At 65.5% G+C, this 7,606-nt stretch carries 8 protein-coding genes; 4 read left to right on the top strand and 4 right to left on the bottom strand.

Annotated features, from left to right (window positions below):
- Window positions 1–76: 76 nt before the first annotated feature.
- The gene (locus tag AAGI46_14065; protein MEM1013332.1) at window positions 77–844 is read left to right on the top strand and encodes a hypothetical protein; all 768 of its coding nucleotides are present in this window, start codon (window positions 77–79) and stop codon (window positions 842–844) included.
- A 4-nt stretch (window positions 845–848) separates the two neighbouring features.
- Here the strand turns inward: AAGI46_14065 and AAGI46_14060 are convergent, their stop codons facing one another.
- Together AAGI46_14060 and folE are read right to left on the bottom strand one after the other, a co-directional pair.
- Window positions 849–1,478: a Fe(2+)-trafficking protein gene (locus AAGI46_14060; protein ID MEM1013331.1), complete on the bottom strand. Its 630-nt coding sequence runs from the start codon at window positions 1,476–1,478 to the stop codon at window positions 849–851.
- A 19-nt stretch (window positions 1,479–1,497) separates the two neighbouring features.
- Complete coding sequence (gene folE / locus AAGI46_14055) at window positions 1,498–2,142, bottom strand: GTP cyclohydrolase I FolE (protein ID MEM1013330.1); 645 nt, start codon at window positions 2,140–2,142, stop codon at window positions 1,498–1,500.
- Between the two features lie 304 nt (window positions 2,143–2,446).
- Here folE and AAGI46_14050 point away from each other — a divergent pair, with 304 nt between their 5' ends.
- Window positions 2,447–2,899: a fasciclin domain-containing protein gene (locus AAGI46_14050; protein MEM1013329.1), complete on the top strand. Its 453-nt coding sequence runs from the start codon at window positions 2,447–2,449 to the stop codon at window positions 2,897–2,899.
- A gap of 82 nt (window positions 2,900–2,981) precedes the next feature.
- Here the strand turns inward: AAGI46_14050 and AAGI46_14045 are convergent, their stop codons facing one another.
- Window positions 2,982–3,593 carry a hypothetical protein gene (locus tag AAGI46_14045; GenBank protein MEM1013328.1) on the bottom strand — a complete coding sequence of 204 codons (612 nt, stop codon included), beginning with the start codon at window positions 3,591–3,593 and terminating at the stop codon, window positions 2,982–2,984.
- Window positions 3,594–3,649: 56 nt separating this feature from the next.
- On the opposite strand from AAGI46_14045, the gene AAGI46_14040 reads away from it, so the two are divergent.
- Window positions 3,650–4,372, top strand: coding sequence for a hypothetical protein (locus AAGI46_14040; GenBank protein ID MEM1013327.1), 723 nt, complete (start codon window positions 3,650–3,652; stop codon window positions 4,370–4,372).
- A gap of 70 nt (window positions 4,373–4,442) precedes the next feature.
- Entirely contained in the window at window positions 4,443–5,303 is an 861-nt protein-coding gene (locus AAGI46_14035; protein ID MEM1013326.1) for a hypothetical protein, read from the top strand.
- 3 nt (window positions 5,304–5,306) lie between these two features.
- Here AAGI46_14035 and AAGI46_14030 read toward each other — a convergent pair whose 3' ends face one another.
- Window positions 5,307–7,454 carry a VWA domain-containing protein gene (locus AAGI46_14030; protein MEM1013325.1) on the bottom strand — a complete coding sequence of 716 codons (2,148 nt, stop codon included), beginning with the start codon at window positions 7,452–7,454 and terminating at the stop codon, window positions 5,307–5,309.
- Between the last annotated feature and the right edge of the window lie 152 nt (window positions 7,455–7,606).

Here is a 7,606-nt window from a genome sequence, read left to right as displayed (position 1 = left end):
GATCCGGCCGCAACGTAACAGGCTGCTGCTGCACCACAAGTCAGTCTGACCGCGTCAACGCGACATATCGTCGCGCATGCTCCGCTTCTTCAAGTTTCGCCAGGAGCTGTTCGGCCCAATGCCGGCCAAGGACGTCTATGTGAAACGACCCACCGGCCGAGGCTGGCCGGAAGAGTGTCCGCCCATCCGCGCAGCCAACGCCTTCGGCTTCGACCTGCTCGCCAACTTCGACGTCACCTTCGACCAGGCGGAAGACGGCACGTGGTCGGCGGACCCGGACGTCGAGCTGGCCAGCGACTTCGACTGGTCGCCCGACGAGGAAACCCCAGGCCAGCCGCTGACGCAGCGGTTCTGCTGGTTCTGGCAGCGCGGCCAGACGATCCCGCACGAAATCACCGACGACGTCCACGATGTCATCCGCAACCAGGTGAAGGTCAGCAGCTTCCTCTACCTCGACACCGACCAAAACGAACTGCTGTCGATGGGGCCGATGCCAAACGCCAAGCCGATGCACGAGGCCGGCTGGCGGACGATGGCCGCGGTCGCGGAGACCGACTGGTATCCGTCCAGCAGTCCGTGGCACGTCGTGCTGGAGCTGGACCCGTCACGACGCTCCGTCAGCCTGGCCAAGGGTGAGCCGATCGCCAGGATCGTGCCGTTGCGGCGCGACACCTACTTCGCTCAGCCGATGTCGCCCGTCGAGTTCGATGGCTTTTTCGAGCGGAGCCAACGCTGGCTTGCCACCCACGGCCGGCCCCACGACGACGCCGGCCAAGGCGGGCGTGACATCACCCGCACCTACGTGAAACAGCAGGCGAAGAGCCGGTTCATCGTGCTGGACTGACCGCTCACCCCTTGGCCTTGGCTTCCTCGTACAGCTCGCGGATGTTGAGGAAGTCGATCATGTGGTCGTCGTAGGTCTGGCGGGCGCGAGGGTCGGTCATCGGCAGACGCAACTCGTTGATGACCTTGGTGCCCATGCCAATCCACTCGCGCCACGTCGTGGCTGAGACGTTGGCGAAGATGACCTCGCCCAGCGGCCCCTTCATCGGCTGGCGCGGCAGGCGCGGGCCCGGCTCGCCGGTGCGCGCGTCGAGGACCTGGCCCTCGCCGACCTCGACCTTGCGGACCTCCGAGACGTCGGGCACCTCTTGACCCATCTCGGTGAGCTTCTTCTCCATCGCCTCGCGTGGCATGCGATCGCCGCGCTCGGCTGCGACGACGACGCCGCGTTTTAGGACTGTGGCCGCGTCGTCGGGCTTGTCCATCGCGACCAGCGCATCACCCAGCAGCTCGTAGGCCTTGCTGAACCGGTCGTTGATTTCGAGCGTTCGGCGAAAGCTCTCCGCGGCCTCGGATGCCTGGCCGGCCTTGAGGAGTTCGCGACCCAGCGACAGGTGCCCGAGCTCGTTGCCCGGGTCGTCGGCGGCCATCTTGCGGAACTGCTCGATCCGCTCCTGTTGAACGTTGTCGCTCATGACGCAGCGTATGACCCGATCACCCGCCGCAGCCGCCGCCCATGTTGCCCGAGGCGTTGGGACGAATCAGGCTCATGATCTCACTACGCGTGCGGGCGTCGCTTCGGCAGAGCCCACGAAGGCTGCTGGTGATCATCGTCGCCCCCGTCTTCTTCACGCCGCGCATCGTCATGCACGAGTGCACCGCCTCCACGACCACGGCCGCGCCCTTGGGCTCGAGCGCCGTCATCAGCGACTCGCAAATCTGCACCGTCAGCTGCTCCTGAATCTGAGGCCGACGTGCAAAACCCTCGACCAGACGTGCCAGCTTCGAAAGGCCAACCACTTTGCCCTTCGGTAGATAGGCCACGTGGGCTCGACCGATGAAGGGCAACAGGTGATGCTCGCAGACGCTGGCGAACGGAATGTCGCGGAGCAGCACCACTTCGTCGTAGTCCGCATCGAAGACCGTTTCCAAGTGCTTGGCCGGCTCTTCCTGCAGGCCCGCGAACATCTCGGAATATGCCTTGGCAACGCGATGAGGCGTGCGCTTCAAGCCGTCGCGATCCGGGTCTTCACCGATGGCCAAAAGAATCTCGCGCACGGCTGCCGAGATGCGGCCATAGTCGATTTCTGCGGGATTCAGCGGCAATGGCTCGTCGTCGAGCGGCTCATCGGCCGGCATTTCTGAGTGCGGCATGGGGGATAAAGGTAGGTGCGGCCGCATCGAACAACGACCATCCTGGGTCTGCCGAAGGCTTTGAAAATCACGCGACGCAAGACGCCACCGCACTGGCACACGGTTCGCTGTGCGAGCCGCCATGCCGCAGCGTGCGGCGACCACTACTAGTTGTACCCATCACCACCTGCCCCGTATCAACATGAAGCGTTTTGCACTCCTCGCTACCGCCGCCGCCGTCACCGTCGGCAGCTTCGCCGTCGGTTCCGCCATCGCTGGTTACGGCGATAAGGCCAAGGCCGATAAGAAGATGACCGCCAAGACGGACATCGTCGCCACCGCCGTCGCTGCCGGCAAGTTCAACACCCTCGCCGCCGCCCTCGAGGCTGCCGAGCTGATCGAGACCCTGCAGGGTGACGGCCCCTTCACCGTCTTCGCCCCGCTCGACGAGGCTTTCGCCAAGCTGCCCAGCGGCACCGTCGAGACGCTGCTCCAGCCGGAGAACCAGGACCAGCTGCGTGACGTCCTCCTCTACCACGTCGTTGCCGGTCAGACCCTTATGGCCGCCGACGTCGTCAACGCCGACGAGGCCGAGACCGCCCAGGGCGAGGCCATCGCCATCGCCATCGAGGACGGCAAGGTCATCCTCAACGGCTCGGTTGCGGTCGTCAAGACCGACATCAAGGCCACCAATGGTGTCATCCACGTTCTCGACGGCGTCCTGCTCCCGAGCGGCGACGAGAGCGAAGGCGACGGCATGTAAGAAGCCGCTGGCTTCACAAGTCGTTCACCGGCAAAGGTAAACGAACCGCCCGCATCGAGAGATGCGGGCGGTTCTTGTTTGCTCACGATGGCTTGTCGATCACCTCAAAGCCGATCACCCAAACCCACGGATCTTCACGCCACGCGAACTCCCCGCCGCCGTAGATCGAGTCCCACAAACGCTCGAACCAAAGCCGAGGCGACCCGTCGAACAGGCCCGGCGGCATACCTTCCGCGCGGGCGTCTTTGTCGCCGATCGACTGCAGTCGTTCGGGATACAACGCGTTGACCCGCAATTGTATGCGGCTCGCATCGCGCGGCAGAAACCGTCCGCCACGCCACGCACGGCGACCCGCCGCGTCTGGTGAGAGGTCCGCCTCGAAGTCGCGCCCGGTGCCGTCCGGCCGGAAGGCCCAGGGCTCGCGGACCCACAGATCGTCCCCCAGCCGGGCCAATCGACACTGCATCGGATGACCCGTTGCGTCCGACGGCCAAGGCCGATCTTCGAGCTGGGTCTCGCCGATTGGCAGCGGGCGGATCGGACGACGCGTCTGCGTCTTCTGCCCTGCGAGCAGTGCCCGAACCATCGGTGCGTTGAACGCGATCGGCCTGGCTGGTGCCTCGGGCGATCCTCGTCTCGTCTCGAACGCCCGCCGAACCCGTTCCCGGGCAGCATGTTCGGCCGAGTCCGCCATGGGCGAATCGTATCGAAAGCGTTCCGTTTCCGCAGAAGTCTCGGTAAACTCGGCCCATGGCGATCGGCGTGATCGACGACGTGCGTGCCCCCGGCCGACCGCCGGTGGTGCCGCCCGTCGAGCCGCCAGACGATGACGATCGGTGGGACGACGACGAGGACGATCACTCGCACCGCGTTGTCTGGCAGACAGTTGCGGCCTATCAGCATCCGTCGGAGGCGCACCTAGCTCGGCTCAGACTCGAAGCCGCCGGGCTCCGCTGCCTGTTGCTGGACGAGCTCGTCGCGGCCACACAGTGCCTGAGCCTTGCCATCGGCGGCGTGAAGCTGCAAGTGCCTGAGCCACAAGTTGATGAGGCCCGGCGACTGCTGCGACTCACACCGCTGGCGACGCGATTCGGCGTCGCTGCCTTTGCGACCGAGGCGACTGCCAAGCAGGCGATCTGCGTCGTCGAGGCAGCGTGTCCCGATGCTTCTTGTTCGTTGGCCATGAATGACTTCGGCGATGTCGCACTCGTCGTCGAGCCGCTCGATCAGCTGCCGATGGCAGCCCGGGCGATCGCCGAGACCTGCTTTGCCTTCGGGCTGACGAGCGACGGCCGGGCGGCGCTGACGCGTCAGGCGTGCCCGTCGTGCGACGCGACCACGTCGCGAGCGAGCCGGCACCTTCCGCCCAACGCGTTGCACGACAACCGCTTCGGGCTTCGAGCGCAGCTGTGGTCGCTCGTTCATCGCCTGATCGCGCGCCGGCACTGCCGTCGTTGCGGACGGGAGTTCTGAAAGCTTCGATGTCGGTCGAAACTGTGGCACGTCCTGTGCGTGCGACTCCTATCCCTAGACAGGAGAAACCATGAAAACGCGACTCATCGCTGGGACATCCACCGCCGCCGTCGTGCTTGCCGGGGCTGCCGCTCTGCTCGCAACCGCATCCTGGTCAACGGCTTCGGCCGAGACAAGCGTTGCGTCCGGTCTTGATCCCGACTGGGCGTCCGTCAGCACTTGGCAGGACGGCCTTGTCGAGAAAGCGACGTACGAGGCGACGCACGTACTCTATGGCCGGGCAAGGACTTACGAGGCCATCTTCCTCACCAACCGTGAAGTCCACGAGCCCGCAACCTGGACCAAGTCACCCGTCGGCGAGGGGATTGAGGTCTGGAAACACAACCAGATCGAGGTCGTCCCGACCCCAAACTATGATTACAAATATCTGACCACCAGTCATTTGCGGTCGGATGACCTCAGCCTGACGCGCCTCGACGCGACAAGCCAGGAGTGGTGCGGCACGAGCTTCCACCACTTCCTGCTCGATGGCAATGGCTGGGCGTTCACAGAGTTCAGCTACATGCCCGGCGCCGGGTTCCGGTCCGCCAGTGTTGCAGACAGCGGCGAGCCGCTATTGGCCTTCAACGCGTTGCCTATCTCGTTGCGCAGCTACGACTTCGAGGCCAAGCCCGACCTTCCGGTCCGACTCATCCTCGACCAGCGGAGCAACCGATCGACCAAAGCCCGGCCGGTCGACGCGACAATCCGGTACGCGGGCGAGACCGACGAGGGCCACCAGCTGGACGTGATCATTGATGGCCAACGACTTGGGCGATTCGAGTTCGCCAAGGACCGCGATCACCTCATGCTCTCGTACGACGGCCGGGACGGTCAGACGTACAAGCTCAAAGGCGTCGATCGCGTTAACTACTGGACGATCAACGAGTAACGTCTACCGCCCGACGCGGCGGACGTAGACGAACCACTCGACCATCAGCACCGCGACCCCGCCGGCAACGAGCCACCACCACCACTCGACGGATCGGCGCGAGTCGACCGCCTCGCCGTCGGCGAGACCGACGACCGCAGCGGCGGTGGGTTGGCGGCCGGATCGGTCGCCTGGGTCGGTTACGGACGGCCTTGTGTCCGATTCCGTACCCGACAACAGACTCACGGCGACCCTGGAAAACGCGGAAAGTTCCGGACTTGTTCCGTACAAACCCACGGAGTTGAACGGACCGAGCGTGAGCCCGCCGGACTCGTCTACGCGGTGCGACAGGGTGTCACTTCCGCTGTCGATCGTGACGACGTCGCCCGCGGACAGGCCCGATCGCGCGACGGCCGCGGGCGGGATGGTCAACGTCTCGCCGGGGCGAATGCTCTCGCGCGTCCGCACGTCACCGGCGGCTGCGAGGAACTGGAACATCTGGTAGCCGAAGACGACGAACGACCGCTGTGTCGGCCAGGTGCTTTGTGCAATATCAAATGTGAAAACTAAATGCGTCCGTCTACCACTTCGTTCATAAATCATCATCGGGCCCGAAACGCCCTCAATTAGCAATTCAGCACCGAGTGGTAAAGTCGTCAATCGGCCTTCTGCTACCCAAACGCGATTGAGGTTCAAACCTCGGAGCATCGGATGGTCCCGATCCCAGTCGAGCACGCTCGAGCCCTCGAAGAACGTCGGCACACCCGCGTCGCTGGTGACGGCGGTGATCTGCGTCGCGTCGGCCGGGGGCAGCGTACCGCTGAAGACGAAGGTGCCCGCCTCGGGCAGGCCGGTCGGCGAGTAGTTGTCGAAGACCGTCACGTCGAACCCGTCGGCCTGACCGGTAGCGAGCAGTTCCTCGTACTCGGCGGGCGAGACGATCTCCGGCTCGTCGATCGGCTGGCTCTCGACCAGCAGGCGGAGCCAGTAGTTGTCCCGCAGCACCAGCATCACCTTCAGCGGGTCTGGCGGCGGGACGACGACGTGGGCGACGTCGTCCACGGCCAGCGCGTCGCCGATCTGCGAGCCGTCCGGCTGGACGACCTCGAACTTCACGACGGCCGACCCGGGCAGCTGGAGCTGCACGTCGGCACCGTTGCGGGCGGGGGACTCGGAGGCGCGTCGCTCCACCTCAGCGGCGGCGACGGGGTCGGCCTCGCGGAGCGCTTCGCGCCAGGCCGGATCACTCCAGCGTTCCGGCGGCAGGTAGACGCCGATGACGCCTCCGCCGGCCATCTGGAAGACGGGCTCTTCGCCGGGCTCGGGCATGGCGACGCTGACCCGCACGGCCGCGTCGACGGGCTCTGGGCCGAAGTTGGCAAGGCGTGCAAAGGCCTGGGCCTCGGTCGGCCGCTCGTAGTTGCGTTTAACGCTCGCCGCGACGACGGCGACGTTTTCGGTGTCGGGGCTGCCGACGCGTTCGTAAGTCAGCTCGCCCCGCAGCGACAGGTCGGCCTCGCTGCCGGGCAGGACGCGGCCGTCGCTGAACAGGTAGACGCCCGGCGTGGAGAGGTCATCGCCGCGAAGCCGCTCGGCCGTGAACGAACTGCTCGCGTCGGCCAGCTCGTACGCGGCCTGGGCGGTGGTCTGGCGATCGACCGCCTCGATGCCGTCGATGGCGTCGCGGAGCAGCTTTTTGTCCTGCGTGAAGGGCTGGATCGGGCTGGTGTTCCCCTCGTCGCTGAAGGCGATGACCATCGCGCTGTCGCCCGGGCCGAGGGCGGAGACGAGGTCGCGTGCGCGGTCCTTGGCGTCGTCGAGCCGCGTCTGTCCACCGTCGCCGTCAGTGGTTTTCATGGAGGCGGAGCGGTCGATGAGGAGGATCGACCGCTCGCCGAGGCTGGCGTTTCCTTCGCCGACGGGGCGTGCGAGCGCGAGCAGGAGGGCAAGGAGGATCAGCAGTTGGAGCAGCAACAGCAGGTTGCGACGCAGCCGTTGAAACGGGCTGTTGACCTGCAGATCCTGGTAGCTCTGTTTCCACAGCAGCGTCGTCGGCACCGGCGCTGGCGAGCGGCGGAGCTTGAGAAAGTAGAGCAGCAGCAGCGCCGGTATCGCGATGGCCGCGGCGATGCCCGCGGTCCAGGGGTTGAGCAGCGACGGAAGTCCGGGCACCTCCACAAGGTAACGAATTCACGATCCGAAGTTGCGGATCGGGGTGGGACTGCGCGTCGTGATCGGAATAGAGCGAAGTCCGTGCGTGTGACTTTCCGGTCGAAGCCTTGGGTTGAGCGAAGCGATGCCCAGGAGCGTGAAACAAACAGGCT

It is taken from the genome of Planctomycetota bacterium, from assembly GCA_038746835.1.
GTDB lineage: Bacteria > Planctomycetota > Phycisphaerae > Tepidisphaerales > Tepidisphaeraceae > JBCDKH01.
This window is presented reverse-complemented; position numbering and strand designations above follow the sequence as displayed.